The organism is Vibrio lamellibrachiae (genome assembly GCF_050337265.1).
Taxonomy (GTDB): domain Bacteria; phylum Pseudomonadota; class Gammaproteobacteria; order Enterobacterales; family Vibrionaceae; genus Vibrio; species Vibrio kyushuensis.
The window spans coordinates 356207-380372 of the sequence record NZ_JAKJSU010000008.1; the positions used below are offsets into that span (position 1 = coordinate 356207).

22 protein-coding genes are annotated in these 24166 nt (G+C 43.3%); 15 read left to right on the plus strand and 7 right to left on the minus strand.

Translation table 11 applies throughout. The features are described from left to right. Nucleotide 1: 1 nt before the first annotated feature. The 9 genes from lpxA (at nucleotide 2) to L4C54_RS14815 (ending at nucleotide 10579) form a co-directional block, all read left to right on the plus strand. The gene (gene lpxA, locus L4C54_RS14775) at nucleotides 2–790 is read left to right on the plus strand and encodes an acyl-ACP--UDP-N-acetylglucosamine O-acyltransferase (RefSeq protein WP_428808777.1); all 789 of its coding nucleotides are present in this window, start codon (nucleotides 2–4) and stop codon (nucleotides 788–790) included. Nucleotides 791–901: 111 nt separating this feature from the next. After that, complete coding sequence (gene lpxB, locus L4C54_RS14780) at nucleotides 902–2050, plus strand: lipid-A-disaccharide synthase (RefSeq protein ID WP_428808778.1); 1149 nt, start codon at nucleotides 902–904, stop codon at nucleotides 2048–2050. 1 nt (nucleotide 2051) lies between these two features. Beyond that, nucleotides 2052–2672: a ribonuclease HII gene (gene rnhB / locus L4C54_RS14785; protein WP_428808779.1), complete on the plus strand. Its 621-nt coding sequence runs from the start codon at nucleotides 2052–2054 to the stop codon at nucleotides 2670–2672. Between the two features lie 171 nt (nucleotides 2673–2843). Then, the gene (gene dnaE, locus L4C54_RS14790; protein WP_428808780.1) at nucleotides 2844–6323 is read left to right on the plus strand and encodes a DNA polymerase III subunit alpha; all 3480 of its coding nucleotides are present in this window, start codon (nucleotides 2844–2846) and stop codon (nucleotides 6321–6323) included. A 44-nt stretch (nucleotides 6324–6367) separates the two neighbouring features. Beyond that, nucleotides 6368–7330: an acetyl-CoA carboxylase carboxyl transferase subunit alpha gene (gene accA / locus L4C54_RS14795; protein ID WP_428800912.1), complete on the plus strand. Its 963-nt coding sequence runs from the start codon at nucleotides 6368–6370 to the stop codon at nucleotides 7328–7330. A 131-nt stretch (nucleotides 7331–7461) separates the two neighbouring features. Beyond that, nucleotides 7462–8817 (plus strand): tRNA lysidine(34) synthetase TilS, encoded by a 1356-nt coding sequence (gene tilS / locus L4C54_RS14800; RefSeq protein WP_428808781.1) that lies wholly within the window; start codon nucleotides 7462–7464, stop codon nucleotides 8815–8817. 59 nt (nucleotides 8818–8876) lie between these two features. Then, complete coding sequence (locus L4C54_RS14805) at nucleotides 8877–9188, plus strand: c-type cytochrome (protein WP_428800910.1); 312 nt, start codon at nucleotides 8877–8879, stop codon at nucleotides 9186–9188. A gap of 123 nt (nucleotides 9189–9311) precedes the next feature. Beyond that, the gene (gene glnB / locus L4C54_RS14810; protein ID WP_428800909.1) at nucleotides 9312–9650 is read left to right on the plus strand and encodes a nitrogen regulatory protein P-II; all 339 of its coding nucleotides are present in this window, start codon (nucleotides 9312–9314) and stop codon (nucleotides 9648–9650) included. Nucleotides 9651–9718: 68 nt separating this feature from the next. Continuing rightward, entirely contained in the window at nucleotides 9719–10579 is an 861-nt protein-coding gene (locus tag L4C54_RS14815) for an endonuclease/exonuclease/phosphatase family protein (RefSeq protein WP_428808782.1), read from the plus strand. 42 nt (nucleotides 10580–10621) lie between these two features. Here L4C54_RS14815 and L4C54_RS14820 read toward each other — a convergent pair whose 3' ends face one another. From L4C54_RS14820 to gloB, 3 genes are all read right to left on the minus strand, one after another. Then, on the minus strand, nucleotides 10622–11308 hold the full coding sequence (locus L4C54_RS14820; protein ID WP_428808783.1) for a YIP1 family protein: 687 nt from the start codon (nucleotides 11306–11308) through the stop codon (nucleotides 10622–10624). Then, complete coding sequence (locus L4C54_RS14825) at nucleotides 11305–12897, minus strand: LysM peptidoglycan-binding domain-containing protein (RefSeq protein WP_428808784.1); 1593 nt, start codon at nucleotides 12895–12897, stop codon at nucleotides 11305–11307. Before L4C54_RS14825 ends, L4C54_RS14820 begins: the two co-directional genes overlap by 4 nt. 70 nt (nucleotides 12898–12967) lie before the next feature. After that, a complete protein-coding gene (gene gloB / locus L4C54_RS14830) occupies nucleotides 12968–13726 on the minus strand; it encodes a hydroxyacylglutathione hydrolase (protein WP_428808785.1) in 759 nt (252 codons plus the stop codon). Between the two features lie 39 nt (nucleotides 13727–13765). Between gloB and L4C54_RS14835 the strand changes: the two genes are divergently transcribed. Next, nucleotides 13766–14530 carry a class I SAM-dependent methyltransferase gene (locus L4C54_RS14835; protein ID WP_428800904.1) on the plus strand — a complete coding sequence of 255 codons (765 nt, stop codon included), beginning with the start codon at nucleotides 13766–13768 and terminating at the stop codon, nucleotides 14528–14530. A gap of 67 nt (nucleotides 14531–14597) precedes the next feature. On the opposite strand, the gene rnhA is transcribed toward L4C54_RS14835, so the two are convergent. Further along, complete coding sequence (gene rnhA / locus L4C54_RS14840) at nucleotides 14598–15062, minus strand: ribonuclease HI (RefSeq protein WP_428800903.1); 465 nt, start codon at nucleotides 15060–15062, stop codon at nucleotides 14598–14600. A 56-nt stretch (nucleotides 15063–15118) separates the two neighbouring features. Here rnhA and dnaQ point away from each other — a divergent pair, with 56 nt between their 5' ends. Together dnaQ and L4C54_RS14850 are read left to right on the plus strand one after the other, a co-directional pair. Next, nucleotides 15119–15856 (plus strand): DNA polymerase III subunit epsilon, encoded by a 738-nt coding sequence (dnaQ, locus tag L4C54_RS14845; RefSeq protein ID WP_428800902.1) that lies wholly within the window; start codon nucleotides 15119–15121, stop codon nucleotides 15854–15856. Between the two features lie 79 nt (nucleotides 15857–15935). Beyond that, entirely contained in the window at nucleotides 15936–17189 is a 1254-nt protein-coding gene (locus L4C54_RS14850; protein ID WP_428800901.1) for a TIGR03503 family protein, read from the plus strand. A gap of 102 nt (nucleotides 17190–17291) precedes the next feature. Here the strand turns inward: L4C54_RS14850 and fadE are convergent, their stop codons facing one another. Further along, nucleotides 17292–19739, minus strand: a complete 2448-nt coding sequence (gene fadE, locus L4C54_RS14855; protein ID WP_428808786.1) for an acyl-CoA dehydrogenase FadE — start codon at nucleotides 19737–19739, stop codon at nucleotides 17292–17294. Nucleotides 19740–20037: 298 nt separating this feature from the next. Between fadE and lpcA the strand changes: the two genes are divergently transcribed. Both lpcA and L4C54_RS14865 read left to right on the plus strand, forming a co-directional pair. After that, a complete protein-coding gene (lpcA, locus tag L4C54_RS14860) occupies nucleotides 20038–20613 on the plus strand; it encodes a D-sedoheptulose 7-phosphate isomerase (protein ID WP_428808787.1) in 576 nt (191 codons plus the stop codon). 37 nt (nucleotides 20614–20650) lie between these two features. Continuing rightward, entirely contained in the window at nucleotides 20651–21493 is an 843-nt protein-coding gene (locus tag L4C54_RS14865) for a class II glutamine amidotransferase (RefSeq protein ID WP_428800898.1), read from the plus strand. A gap of 100 nt (nucleotides 21494–21593) precedes the next feature. Here the strand turns inward: L4C54_RS14865 and purN are convergent, their stop codons facing one another. Continuing rightward, nucleotides 21594–22232, minus strand: coding sequence for a phosphoribosylglycinamide formyltransferase (gene purN, locus L4C54_RS14870; protein ID WP_428800897.1), 639 nt, complete (start codon nucleotides 22230–22232; stop codon nucleotides 21594–21596). A 2-nt stretch (nucleotides 22233–22234) separates the two neighbouring features. After that, nucleotides 22235–23275 (minus strand): phosphoribosylformylglycinamidine cyclo-ligase, encoded by a 1041-nt coding sequence (gene purM, locus L4C54_RS14875; protein ID WP_428808788.1) that lies wholly within the window; start codon nucleotides 23273–23275, stop codon nucleotides 22235–22237. Nucleotides 23276–23452: 177 nt separating this feature from the next. On the opposite strand from purM, the gene upp reads away from it, so the two are divergent. Continuing rightward, nucleotides 23453–24079 carry a uracil phosphoribosyltransferase gene (upp, locus tag L4C54_RS14880; protein WP_428808789.1) on the plus strand — a complete coding sequence of 209 codons (627 nt, stop codon included), beginning with the start codon at nucleotides 23453–23455 and terminating at the stop codon, nucleotides 24077–24079. The last annotated feature ends 87 nt before the right edge of the window (nucleotides 24080–24166 follow it).

Below are 24166 nucleotides of genomic sequence, written 5' to 3' on the forward strand. Positions count from 1 at the left end.
TATGATTCATGAATCCGCTAAAATTCACCCATCAGCCGTCATTGAAGGTGATGTGACAATCGAAGCTAACGTTACTGTTGGCCCGTTTACTTACATTTCAGGCAAAGTGTCTATTGGTGAGAATACCGAAGTTATGTCGCATATTGTCATTAAAGGCAATACGACTATTGGTAAAGATAATCGCATCTTCCCGTACGCGATTATTGGTGAAGAGAACCAAGATAAGAAATACGGTGGCGAAGAGACGACTGTCGTGGTTGGCGATCGTAACGTCATCAGAGAGAGTGTTCAGATCCATCGTGGAACTACGCAAGATAAAGCGACCACAGTGATTGGTGATGATAACTTGCTTTGTGTGAATGCTCACATTGCACACGATGTTATTGTCGGTAATCATACTCACATCGGTAATAACGCTATTTTAGGTGGCCATGTGACGGTAGGCGATTACGCTGGTGTTATGGCGCTGTCTGCGATTCACCCTTTCTGTTCAATTGGTGCTTATGCATATATTGGCGGCTGCTCTGCGGTTGTCCAAGACGTGCTACCGTATGTGTTAGCGCAAGGTAACCACGCGACACCATTTGGCTTGAACTTAGTTGGTTTGAAGCGTAACGGTTTTGAAAGAACAGAAATCCGAGCACTACAAAAAGCGTATAAAGAGATCTACCGAACCGGTAAGACTCTAGAAGAAGCGAAGCCAACATTAATTGAAATGGCTGATGAGTTCTCTTCTATTAAACCGATGCTAGACATGCTTGAAAATTCGGAACGTGGCATTATCCGATAATAATTATCGACGAGTGCTACTAAAAGATCGCTGTTCTCCGGCGATCTTTTTTGTTTTAGGTAGCAATGAAATTGAGTGTTCATACCACGCGAAAATATTGTATAGGACGAAATGATGAAAACAGATAGACCACTACGAATTGGCATTGTTGCTGGTGAGTTATCAGGCGATACTTTAGGTGAAGGCTTTATTCGCTCGGTTAAGGCGAAATATCCGGATGCTGAGTTTGTTGGTATAGGTGGTCCAAAAATGATCGCTCAAGGCTGTGAGTCCCTATTTGATATGGAAGAGCTTGCGGTCATGGGTTTGGTTGAAGTTCTTGGCCGTTTAACACGCTTGCTTAGTGTGAAAAAACAGTTGGTACAGTATTTCGTTCAAAATCCTGTTGATGTTTTCGTTGGAATAGATGCTCCTGACTTTAATCTTAGATTAGAGAAAACGCTCAAGGACAAAGGTATTAAAACCGTCCATTACGTCAGTCCTTCTGTTTGGGCTTGGCGACCAAAGCGCATCTTTAAAATCGACGCGGCAACAGACTTAGTCTTAGCTTTCTTGCCATTCGAAAAAGCGTTTTACGATAAATATAATGTCGCCTGTGAGTTCATTGGGCATACATTAGCTGATGCTATTCCAATGGTCAGTGACCAAGCTAATGCTCGTGAGCTATTGGGTTTAGAACAAGATCGTAAATGGCTAGCTGTATTACCAGGTAGTCGTGGTGGCGAAGTTGGTCTAATTGCAAAGCCATTTATTGAAACCTGCCAACGCATTCATACAAAGTACCCTAATATGGGATTTGTGGTTGCAGCGGTCAATAAAAAGCGCCGCGAACAGTTTGAATCGATTTGGAAAGAGACAGCACCTGAGCTTGAGTTTACCATTATTGAAGATACGGCTCGTAACGTGATGACTGCCTCTGATGCTGTGCTACTTGCCTCTGGTACTGTCGCTCTTGAATGCATGTTAGTTAAGCGTCCAATGGTTGTTGGTTATCAAGTGAATAAACTGACCGGTTGGATTGCACAAAAGCTTTCGATAACCGAATTTGTCTCGTTACCAAATGTCTTAGCGGGCAAAGAATTAGTAAAAGAGTTTATCCAAGAGGAGTGTCACCCCAATTTCCTTTATCCTGCAATGGAGAGGGTATTGGAAAGTGATAATTCTGAATTGATTGAGAAATTTACAGAAATGCATCAATGGATCCAAAAAGATGCGGATCAACAAGCTGCAACAGCAGTACTAAAACTAATAGAGAAATAGCATGGCAATCGCACCTAAAAAAGAGCTTCCTCCATTTGAATACCCCCAAGGTTACCAGTTAATTGCTGGCGTGGACGAAGTAGGGCGCGGGCCACTTGTTGGCGATGTGGTGACTGCAGCCGTTATCTTAGATCCTAATAACCCGATTGAAGGGCTTAACGATTCTAAAAAACTATCGGAAAAGAAACGCCTAGCGCTACTTCCTGAAATAAAAGAGAAAGCACTTGCTTGGTCTGTAGGGCGCTGCTCTCCCGAGGAAATTGACGAGCTTAATATCTTACAAGCGACAATGGTAGCGATGCAAAGAGCGGTTTCTGGCCTTTCTACCAAGCCTGATCTTACATTGATTGATGGCAATAAAGTCCCTAAGCTCGAGATGGACGCACAAGCCGTTGTTAAAGGGGATTTGCGAGTAGCAGAGATAAGTGCCGCTTCTATCATTGCTAAAGTGGTTCGTGATCAAGAGATGGAAGAGTTAGATAAACGTCATCCTCAATTTGGGTTTGCCAAACACAAAGGCTACCCTACTAAAGCACACCTAGCAGCGATAGAAGAGTTTGGTGTCATCAAAGGGTACCGTAAAAGCTTCAAACCAGTAAAACGCGTTCTTGGTATTGAATAGCTCGGTATTGAAAACCTGATTTCGTTTCACCAGGAATAGTGCCACTCAGTGCTCGATTAAATCAGTCAGCCTCTTTATTCCTTTAGCTAATAACGTAAAATAGCGTTAGCTTCTACTCAATATGATATTAACGGCATCCAATAAACAGCGATGCCGCTTAGGAAAACATTCATGTCAGATCCAAAGTTTATACACCTTCGTGTTCACAGTGACTTTTCCATGGTCGACGGCTTGTCAAAAGTCCCGCCATTGGTGAAAAAAGTGGCTGAGATGGGCATGCCTGCAATGGCACTGACAGACTTTACCAATTTATGTGGCTTAGTTAAGTTCTATGGAACAGCGCATAATTGTGGTGTTAAACCGATTGTTGGTGCTGATTTTTTGGTTAAATCCAAAGAGTTAGGTGATGAATTTTCTAAGCTAACCATATTAGCTTTCAATAATGTAGGTTATAAAAATTTAACCCTTTTAATATCTAAAGCTTACCTACGCGGACAAGTGCTGCATCAAACCGTTATTGATAAAGAGTGGCTGATTGAGCTATCAGAAGGGCTAATTGTTCTCTCTGGTGGTAAGAGTGGCGATATCGGTAAAGCGTTGTTGAAAGGCAATAACGAACTCGTTGAAGAGTGTGTTGCCTTTTATAAAACCCATTTTGCGGACCGATTTTATTTAGAACTCACTCGTACTGGGCGTGTTGATGAAGAGACCTATCTTCATTTTGCTGTTGAATTGGCTGAACAGCGCGATCTTCCGGTGGTTGCGACTAATGAAGTGGTATTTTTAACGGATGATTTATTCGAAGCACATGAAATTCGTGTTGCCATTCATGATGGTTTCACAATTGAAGATCCAAGACGCCCAAAAAACTACAGTGCGCAGCAATACCTTCGCAGCGAAGAAGAGATGTGTGAGCTATTTGCCGATATCCCTGAAGCGCTGCAAAACAGTGTTGAAATCGCAAAGCGTTGTAATGTTACTGTGCGACTTGGTGAGTACTTCCTGCCTAATTTCCCAACCGAAGGGTTGAAGATAGAAGACTTTTTGATTAAGAAGTCTCAAGAAGGTCTAGAACGACGCTTGGCATTCTTATTTCCTGATGAAGAGGTTCGAGCACAAAGACGTCCTGAGTACGATGAACGCCTAGCGATTGAGTTAGAAGTAGTTAATAACATGGGTTTTCCGGGCTATTTCTTGATCGTAATGGAGTTCATCCAGTGGTCAAAAGATAACGATGTCCCTGTTGGCCCTGGTCGTGGTTCTGGTGCCGGCTCTTTAGTTGCTTATGCGTTGGATATTACAGACCTCGATCCGTTGGAATACGACTTACTGTTCGAACGTTTCTTAAACCCAGAACGTGTATCAATGCCCGATTTTGATATCGATTTCTGCATGGATAAGCGTGATTTGGTTATCGACCACGTTGCTGAAATGTATGGTCGTGATGCGGTATCTCAAATCATCACTTTCGGTACGATGGCGGCAAAAGCGGTTATTCGAGATGTAGGTCGAGTTCTTGGTCACCCCTTCGGGTTTGTTGACCGACTTTCTAAGCTGATTCCGCCTGATCCGGGAATGACACTAAGTAAGGCGTTTGAAGCTGAGCCGGCATTGCCAGAGCTTTATAACAACGATGATGAAGTTAAAGAGCTGATTGATAAGTGTCGTATCCTCGAAGGGTGTACTCGAAACGCTGGTAAGCACGCGGGTGGTGTTGTTATCTCACCAACGACAATTACCGATTTTGCACCTATCTACGCCGATGCAGAGGGTAATTTCCCAGTAACCCAATTCGACAAAAACGACGTCGAAACAGCGGGTTTGGTTAAATTCGACTTCTTGGGCTTGCGTACATTAACGATCATCGACTGGGCTCTTGGGTTAGTCAATCCTCGCCTTGCGAAGGAAGGCAAAGCCCCAATACGTATTGAATCTATTCCACTTGACGATCAAGCGTCGTTTAACCTGTTACAAAACTCAGAAACAACGGCCGTCTTTCAGCTTGAATCGCGCGGAATGAAAGACCTGATTAAACGTCTTCAGCCTGATAGCTTCGAAGATATTATCGCATTAGTAGCCCTGTTTAGACCGGGACCACTGCAATCAGGCATGGTTGATAACTTTATTGACCGTAAGCATGGACGAGAAGCGGTATCGTACCCTGATGAAACATGGCAACATGAGTCGCTAAAAGAAACGCTTGAGCCGACCTATGGCATCATCTTGTATCAAGAACAAGTTATGCAAATCGCTCAGATCTTAGCGGGTTATACGCTTGGCGGTGCTGATATGCTCCGTCGTGCGATGGGTAAGAAAAAACCAGAAGAGATGGCGAAACAGCGTGGTACCTTTAAAGAAGGTGCGATTGCTAACGGTGTTGATGGCGAGTTGTCGATGAAAATCTTCGACTTGGTTGAGAAGTTCGCCGGTTATGGTTTTAACAAATCTCACTCTGCCGCTTACGCATTAGTCTCTTACCAGACACTATGGCTTAAAACGCATTACCCCGCTGAGTTTATGGCAGCAGTAATGACAGCAGATATGGATAACACCGAAAAAGTCATTGGTTTGGTGGATGAATGTATTCGAATGAAGCTAAAATTGCTTCCACCTGACATCAACGCCGGCCTATACCGTTTCAATGTCGATGAAACTGGTGCGATTGTTTATGGTATCGGGGCGATTAAAGGGGTAGGTGAAGGCCCTATTGAAGCAATTTTGGAAGCTCGTGATCGTGGTGGCTACTTTAAGGACCTGTTTGATTTCTGTGCTCGTATCGATCTTAAAAAGGTCAATAAGCGTGTAATTGAAAAGCTTATATACGCAGGTGCGCTTGATAGGCTTGGTCCACATCGTGCAGCTTTGATGGCATCTTTAAAAGATGCAGTAAAAGGGGCGAGTCAACATCACCAAGCTGAGGCGTTTGGCCAAAGTGATATGTTTGGTGTTTTGACTGAGGAAGCTGACGTTATTGAACATAAGTACACCAAAGTTGAACCTTGGCCTGAAAAGGTATGGTTAGAAGGAGAGCGAGATACACTTGGTCTTTACCTAACTGGTCACCCGATCAACGCTTATTTGAAAGAGCTGACAAAGTACACCAGTTGCCGATTAAAAGATGCAACGCCGACAAGACGAGATCAATCGGTTACAATCGCAGGGTTAGTGATCGCGGCTAGAGTGATGACAACCAAACGTGGAACTCGAATTGGTTTGATGACGATTGACGATCGATCCGGACGCATGGAAGTGATGTTGTACTCAGATATGCTCGATCGCTATGCAGAATTGCTAGAAAAAGATAAAATTTTGGTCATTTCGGGACAGGTCAGCTTTGATGATTTCAATGGTGGTCTTAAAATGTCAGCGCGCGAATTGTTGGATTTAGGAACTGCCCGAGAAAAATACGCTCGAGGTCTATCGGTTTCAATCAATGAATCTCAAATAAACAACCAATTTTTTGAGCGCTTTAGCCAAATTCTAGAGCCTCACCGAGCAGGGACTGTCCCTGTCAATATATATTACCAACGACTAGATGCACGGGCTAGATTAACGCTCGGTACAGAATGGCGAGTAACGCCAAGTGATATATTACTGGACGAATTGAAACAGCTACTTGGACGTAACCAAGTAGAACTGGAATTTAACTAAAATTTAGCCTCAAATAAGACGCTAAGTAGATAAAGGATCAATAGATGAGCCTCAACTTTCTTGAATTTGAAAAGCCAATTGCTGAACTAGAAGCAAAAATTGAAGCTTTACGTGACGTATCTCGCCATGGCGGTGATACTGCCGTTGATTTAGATAAAGAAATTCAGCAGCTTGAAAAGAAAAGTTTAGAACTTAAGAAGAAAGTTTTTAGTGATTTAAGTGCATGGGAAACAGCTCAGGTGGCTCGCCACCCATTACGTCCTTACACACTTAACTACGTAGAAAGCGTATTCACAGAGTTTGAAGAGTTGGCTGGCGATCGCGCTTTTGCTGATGATAAAGCGATTGTTGGTGGTATTGCCCGTTTAGACGGTCGCCCAGTGATGGTCATCGGTCATCAAAAAGGTCGTGAAACGAAAGAGAAAGTGAAACGTAACTTTGGTATGCCTAAGCCAGAAGGTTACCGTAAGGCACTGCGCCTTATGGAAATGGCAGAACGTTTCAAAATGCCGATTATTACCTTTATCGATACAGCGGGTGCATACCCAGGTGTTGGTGCAGAAGAGCGTGGACAATCCGAAGCGATTGCTAAAAACCTAAAAGTGATGGCGGGCTTGAAAGTGCCTGTAATCTGTAACGTTGTTGGTGAAGGCGGTTCAGGCGGTGCACTGGCTATCGGTGTTGGTGATTACGTTAACATGCTTCAATATTCAACCTACTCAGTGATTTCACCTGAAGGTTGTGCTTCTATTTTATGGCGTGATTCAGACAAAGCACCACAAGCAGCTGAAGCAATGGGTCTTATTGCACCTCGCTTGAAAGAGCTTGAGCTAATTGATGAGATCATTGAAGAGCCATTAGGTGGCGCACACCGTAACTACGCTGAAGTATCACAGAACATCAAAGCAACACTGGTTAAGCAGTTAGCAGAACTCGAGCAGTTTGACCACGAGTCACTACTTGAGCGTCGCTACCAGCGTTTGATGAGCTATGGTTACTGTAGCTAAGTCTTTGTCCTGATTTCAGGGTAATTAGAGAAAAGAGTTAACCTTGTTAGCTCTTTTTTTATGCCTGTCATTTGGCGGTTGTATCAGCTTCAAGTAAAATAGGCTGCTCTATAGATCACTCGAGTATATTTATGAGTCACCTTTATTCACTCTTTTCTCAAGTAATTGCACGCCATGTACAAGCAAACTCTCGCTTAGTGCTTGGCTTAAGTGGTGGTGTTGACTCTCGAGTATTGCTAGAGCTACTAGCCCAATATAACTCTCAAACAGATAATGAATGTGTGGCGGTTTATGTCCATCATGGATTAAGTGAAAATGCTGACATGTGGGCAAGTCAATGCCAGCAGTGGTGTGATGCATTAGCCATTCCCTTATTCATAGAACGAGTCACTTTGAATGTAGGCAAAGGCCAAAGTATTGAAAAGCTTGCGCGAGATGCACGTTATATGGCGCTTGCTAAATATATAGACTCAGGGGATCTGCTGCTCACCGGTCAGCATAGTGATGATCAAGTTGAAACCTTTTTACTCGCACTGAAAAGAGGAAGCGGCCCCAAGGGTTTATCCTCAATGGCTGAGTGTATGCCTTTTCAAAATGGCTTCCAGATTAGACCGCTTCTTGGTGCAACACGACAAGAAATCGAACAGTATGCTCATCAGAAAGAATTGGAGTGGGTCGAAGATGAAAGTAATCAAGATATACGCTTTGATAGAAATTTCATTCGTCACTCGATCACTCCTTCGCTGATTGAACGCTGGCCCTCTTTTCATCAATCAGTGCAAAGAAGTGCCGCTTTATGTGCGGAACAAGAGAGGCTACTGGATGAGTTACTACAGCCTGTCTTAGATAACATGATTGAACCAGATAATGGCTTGAGCTTGCCATTGCTAACCACTCAAAGCCCACTTGCGCAGCAGCGTCTTATCAGGATGTGGTTTGAGCATTGTGGTTTTCTCATGCCAAGTCGCCAACATTTAGATCTTATTATCGAACAAGTCATCGGTGCTCAAGCTGATGCAAACCCACAACTTCAAGTTGTTAATGGTCAGGTAAGGCGGTTTAACCAACGCTTATACCTAATAAATCAAATGGAAGATGTAAGCGGCTGGACTGGAGAGTTGGGTCTAAATACCCCGTTACAGCTTCCTGATGGGCTGGGTGAGATAAGCATATCTTCGATGAACTTGTCTACGAAGCCTCTGACTTCGCAAAGTCAGGATCGCAAATCGGTGTCTGTTTTCATAAGTGGAGACTACAAAGGTGAGTTAGAGGTTATTTTTGAACCTCAGGGGTTATCTGCTCACCCTGCATCTAGAAGCCACAGTCGTAAACTCAAAAAGCTGTTTCAAGAATATAATATTCCGAGCTGGCTGAGACGTAGAACACCTATCATACTAAATGAAAATAAAGTTGTAGCGGTGATGGGACTTTTTGTAGACAAGCTTTATCAAGGGCAAGACTGTGAAGTAATCTGGAGCAAAAGTTAGGATTTTGTGTACAATTAGCAAAACAAAAAGTCGTATTAAAATAAGAACAGGGAAAAGCAATGAAAAATGTAGCAATTGGTTTAATTTTGGGTTTAGGACTATTAAGTGGCAATGCTCTAGCTGGAGACGCTGCAGCTGGTAAAGCTAAAGCTGCAATTTGTGCCGCTTGTCACGGAGCTGATGGTATGGCGATGATTCCGGGTTACCCGCACCTTAAAGGTCAAAATGAACAGTATCTTATCTCTTCACTAAAAGCCTATAAAAACAAAGAGCGTAACGGTGGCAATGCTTTAGTTATGCAACCACAAGCTAGCATGTTAAGTGATGACGATATCGCTAACCTAGCTGCTTACTACTCAAGTTTGAAGTAGGTAAGTTTTATATTTTAAGCCCAAGCTTTTTGCTTGGGCTTTTTGTTAGCTAATATTCAACGTATTGATTGTTGGTTTTAGCTAGTCAATAATAGATAAACTGTTGACCTTTAAGGGATGAAGATGAAAAAAATTGAAGCCATTATTAAACCATTTAAGTTGGATGATGTTCGTGAAGCACTGGCGGAAGTTGGTATTACTGGCATGACTGTTTCTGAAGTGAAAGGATTTGGTCGTCAAAAAGGGCACACAGAGTTATATCGTGGTGCAGAGTACATGGTCGATTTTCTTCCTAAAGTAAAATTGGAAATCGTCGTAACTGATGATGTTGCTGACCAATGTGTAGACTCAATCATTGAAACCGCTCAAACTGGCAAGATTGGTGACGGTAAGATTTTTATCACTGATATTGAACGTGTGGTACGTATTCGTACTGGCGAAGAAGATGAAGACGCAATCTAGGGGCCATTTGGCTCCTTTATTTTTTTAGAGCAAGTTTACTTATACACCTAGTGTTTAGCGAAGTTAATATGAAACAAAAGTACCTACTATATCTAACGTTAATACTCGGTTTATTAGGTACATTTAGTTTAATTGGCACAATAGCCAGTTACTCAATATTTAATGTTTCAGAAACCCCTAGTGTTACCAACCTTTCCTCTGAAAGTACTCTCCAACTTCAATGCCACCAAGAAACCTCTGTTACCGCGATTGATAACAATGGCCAGCTCGATGTTTTAGTATGGAATATTTATAAGCAAAATCGTTTAAATTGGCGCGAAGCGTTAACCTCTTTTTCGCAATCGGCTCAGCTAATCTTATTACAAGAAGCCAGTATGACAGAGTCACTAAAAGGCTGGGTACTCGATAAAAGTTGGCAGGGCAATCAAGTGGAGGCTTTTAAGGCATTTGATGTATCTTCAGGTGTGCTAACGATTGCAGCAAGCTCCCCTGCATTGGCGTGTGCGTACTTAGAGCTCGAGCCATGGTTGCGGCTACCCAAATCGGCATTGTACTCTTTATACCAACTCTCTAATGGTGAGATGTTAGCTGTAGTTAATATACATGCTGTTAATTTCACTTATGGTGTGGATGAGTACCACCATCAATTAGAAGTATTAGCTAAAGAGCTTACTCAACATGAAGGTCCGATTATTCTGGCTGGGGATTTTAATAGCTGGAATGAAGAAAGAGTGGCTGAATTGAATCAAGTCGTGCAGTCCTTGGGGTTAGAGGCTGCGACCTTTTCTCCAGATCACCGAAAGCAATTTGTTAATGGCCTCGCTCTGGACCACGTGTTTTACCGTGGCCTTAGCTTAAAAACGGCAGAAGCACCGCTAAGCGATGCTTCTGATCATAATCCGTTATTAGTGAGCTTTTCTTTACTGTAATCCTCTACGGCTATCTAGCGTATGGGTTAACTAAAGAACAGCCTAACTAGCAAGAATATAGATTGCCCAAATAACAAAGTAACCAAGCCAAGGCAGAGATGAAATTACGATGGCTTGACCGCGTTCAAACTCCGTCCATGTCAATACTGCAGCGTAACCTAGCACAATATACCAAGGAAGCAGCAGTGGTACTGAGCTGGAAAATTGAGACCAATCGTGTGTTAGTGGCAACTTAATCAAGCCATTAAGACTATTCAGATCTGCAGCATATGTCATTACCTGACCATGTTTTAGTAACACACTCGCATAACTGGCAAAATCGCCAAGAACAGCAGGAAACATAATCACAGAGCTTGCTGCAAACCATCGCCAGAAGCCTTGTGGTTGCTGGCTCGTCTTAGTGGCAAGATTAAACCAAAATGCCAACATAAATATAGTTGTGCTTCGGCCTAAGATATCAGTAATTATCTCACTCGCCATTAACGTATTGGCATCAAGCAGTTCAAGCTGTTCAGGATTTGTTTGTGCTAGTTGAGTGGTTAGTTCGGCAAAGAGCCAATCGACGTTTACAAGGTCGAAATAAGCCCCCCAAAATAGAAAGGGACTTAAAATCAGAAATAAGAAAGGCTGCCAGCCCCACACTGCATGTTTGTGAAGTGTAATAAACGCCGAAGATGGAGACCGAAAAATGTCGATCAGCATCATCAAAGGGTTGCTAGACGGGATCATACGCTCACCTTAGTTACATCAACGTACAGTTTTAACTTCTGTCCGGGCTGTAGGTACTTACTCTTGTGGAGTTCATTCCACTTTACGATATCGTTACTTTTTACTTTAAACTTGTTCGCGATACCACTGATGGTGTCACCTGAGCGAACTTTATAAAAAACGGTTCGAATGATCGCGCCATCAGAGCTGTTTTTCCAAATAACCAGCTTTTGGCCAATGCGAAGAGTATCTCGCGGGCCCATACCGTTCCATTTCGCTAACGATTGGTGGGAAACTTTATTGGCTCTAGCTATCGTCCATAAGCTGTCACCGCTCTGTACGGTATGAGTCAGTTGATATTGCCCACGGGCTCTAGACTGAGTCTGCGCCAAGCGATTCGCTGAGCTAAGTGCGTAAGCCTTCTCATCTTGAGTCGATGTTGGGATCATCAAGTACTTACCCACTCGAATACTGTGATTAGGCAGGTTGTTCGCTGTTTGAATGACGCGAGTAGTGGTGTTGTATTTTTGTGCAAGAACGCTTAACGAATCGCCAGGCTGTACTTGGTAGCGAACTAAGCGCATGCCTTTACCGCGGTTCTCTTCCACTTTTAGCATAAATGCATCAACAGAATCGATTGGCAGTAGCAGCTGTTGATGTTTATCAGGCGCTGTTGCCCATTGATTGTAAGCTGGGTTTAAGCTTTGAAGCTCTTTGACTGTGATATTGGCGTAGTCGGCAGCTATCGCAAGATCGAGTTGCTCGTTGGGATTCACGCGCTCGACAACTGGTACGTTAGCGATTGGTGGAATTGAGATGCCATACTCTACTTGGTTTGCAATTACATCTGCTAGAGCGAGAAGTTTTGGAACATAGCCGCTTGTCTCTTTTGGAAGATCGAGTGAAAAGAAGTCGGTTGGCTTGCCAAGATTTCTATTTTTGCGAATGGCGCTGTTTACTCGACCACCACCACTGTTATAAGCCGCAATTGCGTTGTTCCAGTCACCATCAAATCGTTTGTTTAAGCGGTCCAAATAAGTTAATGCGGCATCGGTTGCAGCAGATACATCTCGACGACCGTCATACCAGAAGTTTTGTTCTAGCCCAAAGTACTCACCTGTGGCTGGCACGAATTGCCAAAGACCTGCGGCGCTACCGTGTGAATAGGCAAAGGCATCAAATGAGCTTTCGACGATTGGCAGTAAGGCTAGCTCAAGTGGTAGGCCTCTTTTTTCAATCTCATCAACAATGAGATATAAAAACGGTTCAGCACGCTTAGATACCGTTCTTAAATGGCTAGGGTGCTTGAGATACCAAGTACGGTAGTAATCAACAGCTTCATGATCAGGAATTTCCATCTGCATCTGCATGCTAATGCGTTTCCAGACATCATCTTGTGTCTGTGGCGTGATCTCAGGGATTGGCTCGACGTCAGGCACTGTTGGTGTAAGTGCATTGTGATCACCCTCTTCTGATGAAGGCGTGTCTGTAATGTCTTCAGTTGGGTGAGATGTGTCTGACTCATCAACAGGTAGAGTTGATTGTGGTGGCTGGGTTAGTTGGCAGCCCGTTAGTAACAGTGCTAAAACCCAGCTATATTGTACTCGCATGTAACAGCCCTTTTAAAAATCAGCTGCTGATGATACTGGTCTGCCCCCGTAAGTGACAAGTTAGAATATGTTAAAATTCGTTCTTCCACTCACGTAATGCAGAAAATATTGAGAGTGGATCAATGTTTTCTGTTCGATTTGTCACGGATTTGATGACATCGGGCTGCTCACAACGTAGAAATGGGTTAATCCGTTTCTCTTGCAAAATCGTGCTAGGCAGGGTCGATAGCTTTTGAGCTCGCTTTCTATTTACCTCATCACGATACTGACGCAAGTGATCATTTTCAGGTTCAATGGCGAGTGCAAATGCGACGTTACTTGCCGTGTATTCATGCGCGCAATATACTTTTGTCTCTTCTGGTAGAGCTAGCAGCTTGTTTAGCGATTGATACATCTGTTCGTATGTTCCTTCAAACACTCGACCACACCCTGCTGAGAAAAGCGTGTCGCCACAGAATAAGTGCCCGTCACCAACATACCCAATGTGCCCAAGTGTATGGCCTTCCAAATCAATGACTGAAAAAGTTTCACCGAAGAGTTCTATCTGTTGGCCACCATTAACACCATGGGTTAGGGTAGGGATTGGCTCTTTTTCCGGGCCGACCACATTGATAGTGGGATACTGACGAACCAACTCGGATACGCCACCAATATGATCGTGGTGGTGGTGAGTAATGAGTATCGCATCTAGAGTTAACTTATGCTGATCGAGGTACTGAAGAACAGGTTTAGCATCACCAGGATCGACCACAGCACAACGGCCGTCGCTATTTTCAATCACCCAGATGTAATTGTCGTTAAATGCAGGTATGCTTTTGATAAGTAACATTGTTGAGTTTCCCGTCATTTAGGTTGAAGCAGGTTAATAATGAATCCAGCACGCAATGAAAAAAAGCTTGAAAAGCCGCACTCTTGGTCTCAGCTTAAAAATGGCGAGTGGGTGAATGGTGCTATTCAAACACGCCTAGATGAGTGGTGTCCAAAGTTATTTGGCTATCATATGCTTAAGCTTGGTGGATTAAGTTGTGAGCTAGCCAGCCAACACAGTAACATTCAGCATCAAGTTAACCTAGATATTCAAAATCCTCTACATAATGTTATTGCCGATGGTTATGACCTTCCATTTCTGGAAAAAAGCTTCGATGCGGTTGTGATGGCTCATCAGCTAGATTACTGCAATGATCCACACAGAATGTTAAGAGAAGTTGACCGAGTGATGATAGATGATGGTTACATCATTATTACCGGTTTTAACCCAATTAGCCTTACTGGCTTATCAAGCTTCTTTCCATGGAGGAAAAACAACCTTCCTTGGAGTGGTCGAATGTTTACTCCTCACCGAATCAAAGATTGGCTTGGATTGCTTAATTATCAAGTCATTGAGAGCGACACTTTTGCGTTGTTTCCGATGCAAAAATATCAACCTGTCTGGACATGGTGTGAAAATAGTCTAGGTGATTGGATAAGCCCATTAGGCAGTTTATATTTTATCGTTGCTCGTAAGCGAACATACCCGTTAAAACCAATCAAACCCCACTGGCGATTAAAGCGCAGACTATCTCCAGTGAGTGTTAATTATCGAGTGAACCGAGTCGTAAATAAAGACCCGTTTCGAGTCGTCAGTAAAGATTAGCGGATTGTTCGTTGGTAATACGTAGTATGAGCTACAATATCAGCTCATACATGTCAGCTAATTAGTGTTAGCTTGGTTCGTAACCGGTATCTTCTTCGGTTGGATTCTCGGCCGCAGCACGTGCTAAGTCATCACACATTTCATTTTCACGGTGCCCTGCGTGTCCTTTTACCCAACGCCAGTCAACTGTGTGACGTGCCGTTTCTTTATCCAGTGCTTGCCATAAATCGGCATTTTTTACGGGTTTCTTAGCGGATGTTTTCCAACCACGTTTTTTCCAGTTATGGATCCACTGAGTAATACCTTGTCTTACATACTGGCTATCAGTAGTAAGTACCACTTCGCATGACTCTTTGAGGGTTTGAAGCGCAACGACCGCAGCCAACATTTCCATTCGATTGTTGGTGGTTAATGTATAGCCCTTAGCGAGTGTTTTCTCGGTGTTTTTATAGCGTAATACCACGCCATAACCGCCGGGTCCTGGGTTACCTAGGCAAGAGCCGTCAGTGAAAATTTCCACTTGTTTCGTCATGATTTGATACTATTGGGTTAAGCACATTATTCACATAGTCTGACACACAATTAAATATGAATACTAGTAACAATTTAGAACCAAAACGCATCATCGTACTCGATACCGAAACGACCGGTATGAATAGAGAAGGTGGGCCTACGTATCAAGGGCACCGCATTATTGAAATTGGTGCGGTAGAGATTATTGATCGCAAACTCACGGGGCGACATTTTCATGTCTATATTAAGCCTGATCGTGAGATTCAACCTGATGCAATCGAAGTCCACGGTATTACCGATGAATTTTTAAAAGATAAGCCGTCGTATCGCGATGTTCATCAAGAGTTTGTCGATTTCATAAAAGACTCAGAGTTGGTGGCACATAACGCGCCCTTCGATGTGGGCTTTATGGATCATGAATTTAGAATGTTCGGTGGCAATGCCGGTCAAACTACCGATTACTGTGAGGTAACCGATACCCTAGCAATGGCGAAGCGCATGCCGAATATGCCCGCTAGGAAGAACCTCGACTCGTTGGCAAGGCACTACACCATTGACACCTCTGCCCGAATTCTCCACGGCGCATTGCTCGATGCCGAGATCCTAGCTGACGTCTATTTAGCAATGACGGGGGGACAAACCTCTCTTCAGTTTAGTTCAGAAGCGGGTGGCATTAGCGGTGTTGCAATAAAACGTATTGCCGAAGGTCGAAAATCGCTAAAGGTTTTACACGCAACAGCCGATGAAGTAGAAGCACATCAAGAACGACTTGATATTGTAGAGAAAAGCGGCAGCTGTCTTTGGCGTCAATAATTAAGGCATCAATAATCAAATTGCCAATAATCACAAGAACCGGCGTTAATAACAACGCTCTCTAGGGAAAGGGGAAACAATGTTGAGGATACTATTCACATTCGTGAGCTTATTCATGTGTGTCAGTCATAGCTTTGCTAGTGAAGCATCCTCAATGTCTTTGCTTGATAATCGTTTCAGAGTCGATCCGACCATCAAACAAATAACCTTTGTTATCTATCGAGAGCAGCCTTCTCAACCTGTTGTTTTAGTTCGACCGGATGGAAAGAAATATTACTCTTGGCGAAGCCCAGATAATGTCCAGTGGTATCAAGAGTCTGCAATGGATATTATTTCTATTGAAGACCCAATGCCCGGACCTTGGCAAGCCGTGGGTAAAGTTACGCCAAAAAACCAGATTCTTCTGATCTCTCATCTAGCGCTCGAGAGCGATCGCTTCCCCGCTAGGCTTTATCAAGGGGAAGAGATTAAATTCACCGCTAAACTAACCTCAAATGGCGAACCTTTGGTACTCAGAGATTTTCTCGATCGAGTCAACTTGAAAATCACATTTACTAAGTTTGTTGAAAATGAAGATGATTTAATTAAAGAGGCTAAACCGATAGCCGAGGTGATTGGTGTCTTCGCAGACGATGGTACAGGCTTGGATGAAGTACCGGGTGATGGAGTTTTTACTGCAGCAATACCTATTTCTTCGCAACCGGGTAAGTATCGAGTAAGAATTACATCGGGTAATGGCATTTTCTTACGCGCTCAAGAGCAAGAAGTACTTGTCTACCCGACACCTGTGCAGCACACGTTTATTCAGTCTAGAGAAGTAGAAACACCACATCAAATTATACTTTCAGGTGAGCAGGGCATGATAAAACCAGGCTCATTAGCGGCGCATATAGAACATTGGAATGCTCAGGATGAACTGATATCAGTATCCGGTAGTGCCAGCGACGAGGCGGATAAGCTAGATGTTACTATTCCTGCCAATGAACAAGTCGGGAACTACCGATGGAGCGGAAAAGTTTTTGCTACCGATATGGCAACCAATCGACCACTTAGATTTATGCTGAATGAGCAGACCTACAGTGTTCTTGATGACATTGATTTTGAACAGACGCGCTTGATTCAAGAAGAGCAGCAACGCTTACAGCAGAAGCTTCTAGAAGAACAAATGCTGAAAGAAGAACAAGAAGCAGCGCGTATGCGAAGTCTTATCATTATCGCTGTGGGGAATATAGTCGCTATTCTTATTGGCTTAGGTGTGTGGTTTGTAAGGCGAAAATTGAACGCTGCGAAAGTTGCACTGCCAGAAATGCAGTTAGAGATGCCTAAGAAATAACGTTGTGAATGACTAAAGACATTATCTTTGAAAAGAAAAGGCGGTAAACCGAGTTAGGTTTACCGCCTTTTTAGATGATGCTTGTATCTTACTAACCAAACATTATGCGACGTTATCTATGTTTGGAAATTGGGGCTTTACCGCAGAAAGCTCCTCTGAAGTAAAGTCATCGACGTTTATTACGTATAAACGCTCTTCTTCTGCTTGAACAAGTAAAGCCGCTTCTGATTCATTGATAAGCTTATGTTCCAACCCAAGCTCAGCAATCTTATCCAGTGCAACGAATGCTCTGCGCTGTGATACACCTTTACAGACCTTATCAAATATTGGCTCAGCTTGAAGGATTGTCTCAAGTGCTTTTTCGATGCGTCCTACAGGGTTAAATGGAGAATCCTCTAGATATTGATTTCGACCGATGCGTGAACGCGTTGCACTTGGTGTTTGAATGATTTTTGCCACCTTGCTATCAAGCTTATCGCTAGGTGCTCTACGAACTCGACCAAATGGAAGAATAAGAACTCTAAGCGCCGATGCGATAATTCGGTTCGGGAAGTTTGCTAAAAACTCATCAATCGCAACTTCAGTTTGTTGCAAGCTATCTTGTAAACCCCAGTCAACCATTGCTTTATCATCGTGTGGTCGTCCATCTTCATCAAAGCGCTTTAGCGTTGCAGAGCTTAAATAAAGCTGACTTAGGATATCCCCTAAACGTGCAGACATACGTTCTTTACGTTTAAGTGAGCCACCTAAAACAACCATTGAAATATCTGATAGCAACGCCATGTTTGCGCTGTAGCGGTTTAGTTGCTGGTAGTAACGTTTAGTGAAGTCTTTGGTTGGTGCTTCAGAGCCAAAACCATCACTTAAACCAAGCCAGATGCTTCGGATAAGGTTACTCATTGTGAAGGTTACATGGCCTGCTAGTGCTTTATCAAAATCACTTAGCGCACTCTCCTTGGTAGAATAAGCCGCGTTCATCTCATCAAGAACATAAGGGTGACAACGAATGGCACCTTGACCGTAGATGATTAAAGAACGAGTTAGGATATTAGCCCCTTCAACCGTTACTGCAATCGGAGAGCCTTGGTAGCCACGAGCCAAGAAGTTCGATGGACCTAAGCAGATACCTTTACCGCCAACGATATCCATTGCATCGATAATGCTTCGCTGCCCACGGTGAGTACAGTGATACTTAACAATCGCGGAGATGACAGAAGGCTTTTGCCCAAGGTCGATACCAGCAACGGTTAAGCTACTTGCAGCATCCATAACATAAGCATTACCAGCAAGGCGAGCTAACGGCTCTTCAACACCTTCCATTTGGCCAATTGGCTGTTTGAATTGACGGCGGATACGAGCGTAAGCGCCAGTTGCTAGAGCGGCAGATTTGATACCACCCGTTGAGTTTGAAGGCAGAGTAATACCGCGTCCTACCGATAAACATTCAACCAACATGCGCCAACCTTGCCCTGCCATTTTTTTACCACCAATGATGAAATCAATCGGAACAAAAATGTCCTTACCTTGAGTCGGGCCATTTTGGAATGGAACATTAAGCGGGAAGTGGCGATTTCCAATCTCTATACCTTTAAGATCGGTTGGAATAAGTGCACATGTAATGCCCAGCTCTTCTTTGTCACCTAGCAGGCCATCGGGGTCTCGCAGTTTAAATGCCAAACCAAGCACTGTCGCAACAGGGGCTAGAGTAATATAGCGTTTGTTCCAAGTTAGGCGCATGCCAAGTACTTGTTTACCTTTCCATTTACCTTTACAAACGATGCCGTAATCTGGAATAGAGCCAGCATCCGAACCCGCTTCAGGGCTAGTTAATGCGAAACATGGAATTTCAATACCCGTGGCTAGGCGAGGTAGGTAATGATCTTTTTGCTCTTTCGTCCCGTAATGTTGAAGTAGTTCACCAGGACCCAGAGAGTTAGGTACACCAACGGTAGAGGACAATACACTCGACACACCTGTTAGTTTTTGTAGAACCAGAGATTGCGCATAGGCTGAGAACTCCAACCCGCCGTACTGCTTCTTAATAATCATGGCAAAGAATTTGTGATCTTTTAGGAATTGCCAAATTTCAGGTGGAAGGTCAGCCAGTTCGTGAGTGACTTGGTAGTCGTTGACCATTGCGCACACTTCATTCACTGGGCCATCAAGAAAATCTTTCTCTTCTTTTGACAGTTTAGGTGCTGCGATATTGTGTAGATTTTTCCAATCTGGCTTGCCCTTAAATAATTCTGCTTCCCACCAAACAGTCCCGGCCTCTAGAGCTTCTTTTTCTGTTTGAGACATAGCGGGAAGAACTTTCTTAAAAAGAACCAGTGCTTTTTCGCTGATAACCGATTGTCTCACCGACGGCAGTGCAAACAAACCAATTGAGGCTAAGTAGAGTGCCCAGCTAATGTGTCCTGCACTTCCCCATATTGAAAGAGCAATCATAGCAGTACTAAGTGCCGCCAGTGACAGTATTAAAGAGCTTCGGTGGTAAAGACATAGTGCGAGTACGGCAGCGAAACTGAGTATAGAGAGCAAGATTTCCATGTTGTTTTCCTTTTCTAGCACGATTATCGCGCTGTAATCTTGTAAGAGGTCTAACCAGTTAAGTGTAATCAATATATTAATAAAATGTAAAATACCAATGTGGTTAAAAAGTGATCCAAGTAGAGTGAAAGTTCTAATAATGAGCGGTGAGTAGCGATTTATGTTCAGTATTCGATATCAAAAATAGAATTCTTGCCGCCAAACTATCGACACTAGGAAATGTTTAAGTAAACTCGGGTATATAAAAGCGTTGTAACAGTGCTTACATTTACGCCAATACTAATAAGAGATTATAGCTATGTATCAGGATCTAATTAAAAGCGAATTAACAGAAGCTGCAGAAGTACTGAATACGTTTTTAGGTGATGAAAAAAATTTAGCGCAAATTGAAGCTGCCGCAAAGCTGATCGCGGACTCATTTAAGCAAGGTGGCAAAGTGCTTTCTTGTGGTAATGGTGGTTCACATTGTGATGCTATGCATTTTGCAGAAGAATTAACAGGCCGTTACCGTGAAAACCGTCCTGGTTACCCTGGTATTGCCATATCAGATCCTAGCCACATTTCGTGTGTAAGTAATGATTTTGGTTATGAGTCAGTATTTTCACGTTATGTAGAAGCGGTAGGTTCATCGGGCGATGTTCTATTTGGTCTATCGACATCAGGTAATTCGGGCAACATTTTAAAAGCGATTGATGCAGCTAAAGCAAAGGGCATGAAGACGATTGCGTTAACCGGAAAAGATGGTGGAAAAATGGCGGGCCTCGCTGATATTGAGATTCGTGTGCCACATTTTGGTTACGCTGACCGTATCCAAGAGATCCACATCAAGATCATTCATATCGTTATTCAACTTATTGAAAAAGAGATGGCGTAGATAGCGCTTGTTTTAGCTTAAAGGATTAAATAAAACCATGTGTGAATTGCTCGGAATGAGCGCCAATGTGCCAACAGACATCTGCTTTAGCTTTACTGGATTAATTCAGCGAGGCGGTAATACAGGTCCACATCGCGATGGGTGGGGGATTACCTTTTATGAAGGTAAAGGCTTTCGAACCTTTAAAGACCCTCAACCAAGTTGTGATTCAAAAATTGCGGAACTGGTACAAAACTATCCGATTAAAAGTCGTGCGGTTGTTAGCCATATTAGGCAGGCAAATCGCGGCTCGGTAAATTTGGAAAATACGCACCCGTTTACTCGTGAGTTATGGGGGCGCTACTGGACATTCGCTCATAATGGACAACTTAGCGACTATGACGACCTTGTGTCAGGTCGCTTTAGGCCTGTTGGTGAAACAGACAGTGAGTTGACGTTTTGCTGGCTACTAAAGCAGTTAGAAGAACGCTACCCTGAGCCACCTCAAGATATGGTCGGTGCTTTTCGATTTATTGCCAGTTGCTGCAATAAACTAAAAGACAAGGGTGTGTTTAATATGCTTTTATCCGATGGTGAATACGTCATGTCTTACTGCACCAACCACTTATATTGGATTACGCGTAGAGCGCCATTTGGTAAGGCAAGTCTGATTGATGAAGACGTGACAATAAACTTTCTGGAAGAGACAACACCGAATGATGTCGTGACTGTGGTGGCAACTCAACCATTGACGGACAACGAGGTTTGGCATCGAATGAAACCTGGAGAGTTTGGAATTTTTCACTTTGGTGAGTTAATTGATGGTAACGCTAGTCAATTAGAAGATGTTGCGTTTGCTGCTGCAAAACCAGCGTGTCAGGCGCCAAAAGAGCCTTTATAGCTTATAGATAAAGCCTTGATAGCAGATAGATAAAATAGAAAAGGGTTGATGTACGTACATCAACCCTTTTTAGTTTCAAATCTCTCGAACTTGAAAGTGATTATTTTTCAGCGTAGCCGTGAATACCGAGTTTATTGTCATCTAGAAAAGCTTTGCCGCCTTCCATTTTTAAACGACCTTCAACAAACCACTGAGCTACAAGAGGATAGATCTTATGTTCTTGAGTTTGAACTCGCTCAGTCAGTACTTCCACGTTATCTTCATCAAAGATTGGTACCTTCGCTTGTAAAATAACTGGACCGCCATCAAGCTGCTCTGTCACAAAGTGAACACTAGTACCGTGTTCTTCGTCACCGGCGTGAATCGCGCGCTGATAGGTGTTCAGACCCGGATACTTTGGCAGCAGAGAAGGGTGGATATTGATCATTCGCCCTAAGAAGTGGCGAACGAACTCTCCACTCAGGATGCGCATGTAGCCTGCTAAAATAATCAAGTCAGGTTGATACTCGTCCATTTGACGCATCAATTCCCTGTCAAATGCGTCGCGGGTATCAAAGGCTTTAGGATCTAAAAAGATACCTGCTGCCCCTGCCTTTTTTGCTCGCTCAAGAGCATAAGCATCGGCTTTGTTTGAAAAAACAGCTGTTACCTTGCCGCTATCAATACTGGCTTCACACGCATCGATAATCGCTTGCAAGTTTGAACCATTCCCTGAAACTAAAACAACAATGCTCTTCATATTTACTTGATCTCTACTTGTTCTTCGCCAGCATCTGCATTAGCGATTTCACCAATAACCCAAGCGTTTTCACCCTCTTGTTGAAGAAGTGCTACAGCCGCTTCAGCTTGGTCTTTAGGTAGAGCAACAACAAGACCAACACCACAGTTAAATGTACGGTACATTTCGTGAGTCGTTACGTTGCCTTTCTCTTGTAGCCAGTTGAAGATAGCAGGCCATTCCCAGCTTGAACCATCAACCACTGCTTTCGTACCTTCTGGAAGTACGCGTGGGATATTTTCCCAGAAACCACCACCGGTGATGTGAGAGATCGCATGGATATCGTGCTCTGCAATCATCTTAAGTGCTGATTTGATGTAAATTTTCGTTGGCTCTAGTAGGTGCTCACCAATAGTGCGACCTTCTAGTTGCTCGTTCTTGTCCGCGCCAGATACTTCAAGGATCTTACGAACAAGAGAGTAACCGTTTGAGTGAGGACCGCTAGATCCTACTGCGATTAGAGCATCACCTGCTGCTACTTTAGTGCCGTCGATAATGTCTTCTTTTTCTACAACACCAACACAGAAGCCAGCAACGTCGTAGTCTTCGCCTTCATACATCCCCGGCATTTCAGCAGTTTCACCACCAATCAGTGAACAACCAGCTTGGATACAACCTTCAGCAATGCCAGTTACAACATCAGCAGCAGTATCAACATCTAGCTTACCTGTTGCGTAGTAGTCTAGGAAGAATAGTGGCTCGCCACCTTGAACAATCAGGTCGTTTACACACATCGCGACTAAGTCGATACCAATGGTATCGTGCTTGTTCATATCCAAAGCAAGGCGAAGTTTAGTACCTACGCCATCTGTACCTGATACTAAAACAGGTTGTTTGTAGTTCGTTGGCAGCTCACATAGAGCACCGAATCCACCAATACCACCCATCACTTCAGGGCGACGAGTGCGTTTTACAGCACCTTTAATTCGATCAACAAGCGCATTGCCTGCATCAATATCAACACCAGCGTCTTTGTAGCTAAGAGAAGAGTTATTAGCGCTCACAGGGAAGTCCTCGGTTTTTAGTTGGATATGAAAACGGCGCTATTCTACCAGTGCTTAATCATAAAGAGCAAACGTTTGCGCAGGTTTTTTTATTGATCTCTCACACCTGAATTCTAATTCGTTATCATGTATAATCTGAGGGTTTGTTTAAAAGTACCTAAATTGTCGGAGAAGAAAATGAAAGTGGTTGAAGTTAAGCACCCTCTTGTGAAACATAAGATTGGTCTAATGCGAGAAGGTGACATCAGCACGAAACGTTTTCGTGAGCTAGCTACAGAAGTTGGCAGCTTACTTACTTATGAAGCAACTGCTGACTTTGAAACAGAGACAGTGACTATTGAAGGCTGGAATGGCCCTGTAGAAATTGATCAGTTAAAAGGTAAAAAAGTAACAGTAGTACCTATTCTACGTGCTGGTCTAGGCATGATGGATGGCGTACTTGAGCATATGCCAAGCGCCCGTATCAGTGTTGTTGGTGTTTACCGTGATGAAGAAACACTAGAGCCTGTACCATACTTTAATAAGCTTGCATCAAACATCGATGAGCGTATTGCTCTAGTTGTCGATCCAATGCTTGCTACTGGCGGTTCTATGATTGCAACGATTGATCTATTAAAAGAGCAAGGTTGTACTCAGTTTAAAGTGTTGGTATTAGTTGCGGCACCAGAAGGGATTGAAGCTCTTGAGAAAGCGCACCCAGATGTTGAACTTTACACAGCTGCAATTGATGAAAAACTAAATGATAAAGGTTACATCGTTCCTGGTTTAGGTGACGCTGGTGACAAGATCTTTGGTACTAAGTAATCGTTAAGGTGATCTAGCTTAAGTTAGAGTTACTTAACCGAGAAAAGGGAGCTAGTGCTCCCTTTTTTATTGTTCGGATTTTATTGA